We start from the raw sequence: 3238 nt of genomic DNA, 5'->3' as shown, positions 1-3238 counted from the left end.
CGCCACAGATCCTGTCCATTCCCGCGACGGCATGGATCAACAAACCCACCGACAAACCCACCGAGAATGACGGGCTCGAACTAGCCGCCTAAACTCCCACTGGCCTCATTCGCCTTGACAAATTCCGAGTCGGCATTCGGGTCAAAAGTGGGAACTATGATGGCGCGTTGATTGAACCGGCGGACCAGACCATGAACGTCAAATTCTGTGCCGAAGTATGTGATTGGCTCCACCTTCCGCGGGACGGCGTCAGCCTCATCGACGTCGTCCACGGAAGTGTCGGCGTCTACTGTTGTCGTGGGAACGCTAGCGGCGGGGATCTGAGTCATGGTCTCGACTCTATTGGGTCGGCCGATCTCGCTGCCTTAGATACCTCGGTTGGTTATCGAGAGGCGGCTGTCATGGAAGACCGAAGTCCCCATCTGATTGAGGAGTGCACGCAAGTGAATTGCTTGATTAGGCATCACGGTTGTTGGTGTTCGAATTTGAGTCGCTGGTCGAAAACGTTCGCGCACACCCTAAGTTGCAAGCAGTCTCGACACTCAGCGGCCATTCCAATACAGGCGTCACGCGGATAGTGATTCTGGAGGCCCGCGGCGGCGGCCCAAGATCGTGATTTGATCCCTGAAGATAATTGGCAGCACCGAGTCTTACAGGCCATCGATGTCTCATGTCCCTAGGGTCTCGACATATGAGCATGGCCATTTCCCAAGAATCGGTCAAGTCCGCTAACGGGCCACCGAGAACGGCTTCGTCCTGACGGTCTGTTAGCGTGAGCCGACGACGGAGAGCCCGTTGGCCCAGAGCCGGAGGCTTTGAATGCCGAACCCGACTGAGCTGCTGTTGGCCGATTTAAGAACAAAGTACGACGCACAAGTTGCGACCCCTGCCTTCACTCGTTTATACGAGGACCCCACGCTCGGCTACATGTTCGCCGTCCTTCACCAGCGGTTGAACAAGCACTTCGCAGCCATCAATGATCGTGCGAAAACCACTCACCACTATTGGGCGGACCCGAGCCGCGATTTGATTGCGCTTATCGAGGAGTTGAATCAGGATCTACATGACTTAAGGCGAGCAGGAGTTGAAGTTACTCTGGCTGACAACTACCAGCAAGCGATTGAGCGATGCGAGCCTTGGCTGTCTCGCAGCAGTGGGAGTCAAGTGCCCGAGGACTTTGAGTTGATCGACGTGGTCAAGCACGAAGGCATCCTCACCATCCCGGGCACCACGGTGAAATTGAAAAAACAGCAGTCTCCAATCGAGCTGAAGATGGCCGGTGAAGGTTCGTACGCAAATGTCTACTCATACGTGGACCCCGACTATGGCATCAAATTCGCCGTGAAACGTGCGAAGCGTGGAATCAACGACCGGGATCGAGCTCGCTTCAAGCAAGAATTCGAGGTGATGAAGCGGCTGAGCTTCCCGTACATCGTTGAGGTGTATAAGTACGACGAGGACGCGAGTGAGTATCGGATGGAGTTTTGTGAAGAGACTCTACGTGGCTATATTTTGAAGCGCAACGCCACACTTTCGTTCTCGTCGCGAAAGCGCATTGCCCTGCAATTCCTATACGGACTCAACTACATTCACACCAAGGGCTTGTTGCACCGAGATATTAGTCTCCAAAACGTGCTCATGAAGGTCTACGAGAGTGGAGCGGTGATAGTGAAGCTCTCTGACTTCGGGCTGGTGAAAGACAAGTCGTCCGAATTCACTCGAACGCAGACTGAAATGCGTGGAACAATTCGCGATCCAGCACTCGACAGTTTCAAGGACTACACCGTCACTAACGAGATGTACGCCATCGCCTTTGTGTTGTCGTACCTCTTCACAGGTCGAGAATCGTTGAAGTCAGGCGTCGATGAAGTAGGACGCATAGTTCAGAAGTGCGCTTCGCATGAAACTTCGGCTCGATATGAGACCGCACTAGAACTCATCGCTGATGTCGAGATGCTTGAGGCAACGCCAACCGACGCCCCGGCGTGATTTCATAACCGTTCTTGGGCACTTGACGAATCACACGGAATTCGCTTACGGCCGGGTGAGGCTAATCGTGAACGTGGTTCCCCCAGGCAGGAAGTCGCCAGCGAGACGAATGAGGCTTCGGTAGGAGTTCCTACCGAGGTCGCGCGTCTCAGTTTGGCCGGGGGGCTCCACAAACAACTCGTACCGCCGTTCACCCTTTGTCGTGTTCAGCCACGTTAGGACTTCTTCGATTGATGTGGCACCCGTAATCCGTTGCGGATCGTGTCGCGCAGGTTGTTCGATGTCGTCGCCAGTCCAGAAGCAGACCCAGTAGACCGACGCCTCTTCCTGCTGCGCATCGAAAAAGGACTCATCCCATTCGACTATCAATTGACCTCCTGGTTGGAATCGACGGCTACGTCCCTGAGCGAGCTGGTGTGGTCTCCGGATGTCGCTCAACTACATCATCCAGCACGGTGGCTCCTAACCAAAGTGCCTCGAAACCTTTGGGACACGAGACGCAGGAGATCACCTTGTCACGCGACGAGCGGCACGTGATTTGTCCTACATCTGAACCTGTCTCGGAACCGTAGAGATACGAGGCGTCTCACGCTCATGTCGTGACTCCCCCGCGTTCGCCGCAATCTTGCGGCGCGTCGATTCTCATAACTACGTCGCGGTACCTCAGGCTTAAACTGAGGTAATCGCCAATGCTTGTGAGACACCCGGGAGGCGATAACAACGAAACTGATCGGCCACGCGCGCGTATCCAGGAGCCAACAGTCCACCGACCGGCAACAGGTCGATATCCTCGCCACTGGAGTCCGGCGGGACGACCTTTACATCGACCAATGAATTTCCGGTGCTCGTGCGTCGCGGCCCCAATTCGACCGTGCGGTCGACGCACTCCAAGCAGGCTTTACTCTCGTCCTCACTACCCTGGATCGGCTGGGCCGCTCGATGGAGAACATGCTCACGTACGCCGAAGAGCTCCGCGGTCGCGGCGCCGGCCTTCGCGTACTCAACTTGGACGGCGACGACACCGATGGGGTCAATGCTGTTCATGATCATGGCCGCACTCGGTCAGATGGAACACGAAATCAAGCGAGAGCGTGTCGTCGACTCCATCATGAAGCGTCGCAACGGAATTTGTCAAGGCGAATGAGGCCAGTGGGAGTTTAGGCGGCTAGTTCGAGCCCGTCATTCTCGGTGGGTTTGTCGGTGGGTTTGTTGATCCATGCCGTCGCGGGAATGGACAGGATCTGTGGCG

At 55.7% G+C, this 3238-nt stretch carries 1 protein-coding gene and 1 pseudogene; both read left to right on the top strand.

Annotation, left to right across the window (positions count from 1 at the left end; genetic code table 11):
• Positions 1–819: 819 nt before the first annotated feature.
• Positions 820–1989 (top strand): protein kinase family protein, encoded by a 1170-nt coding sequence (locus QMF22_RS17265; RefSeq protein WP_283455882.1) that lies wholly within the window; start codon positions 820–822, stop codon positions 1987–1989.
• Between the two features lie 714 nt (positions 1990–2703).
• Positions 2704–3109, top strand: a pseudogene (locus tag QMF22_RS17260) (recombinase family protein); the annotation flags it as partial.
• Between the last annotated feature and the right edge of the window lie 129 nt (positions 3110–3238).

Origin of the sequence: Cryobacterium sp. PH31-L1 (assembly GCF_030063145.1) — a bacterium.
GTDB lineage: Bacteria > Actinomycetota > Actinomycetes > Actinomycetales > Microbacteriaceae > Cryobacterium.
The sequence above is the reverse complement of the archived record's forward strand: the minus strand, read 5'-3'. Positions and strand labels throughout refer to the sequence as shown.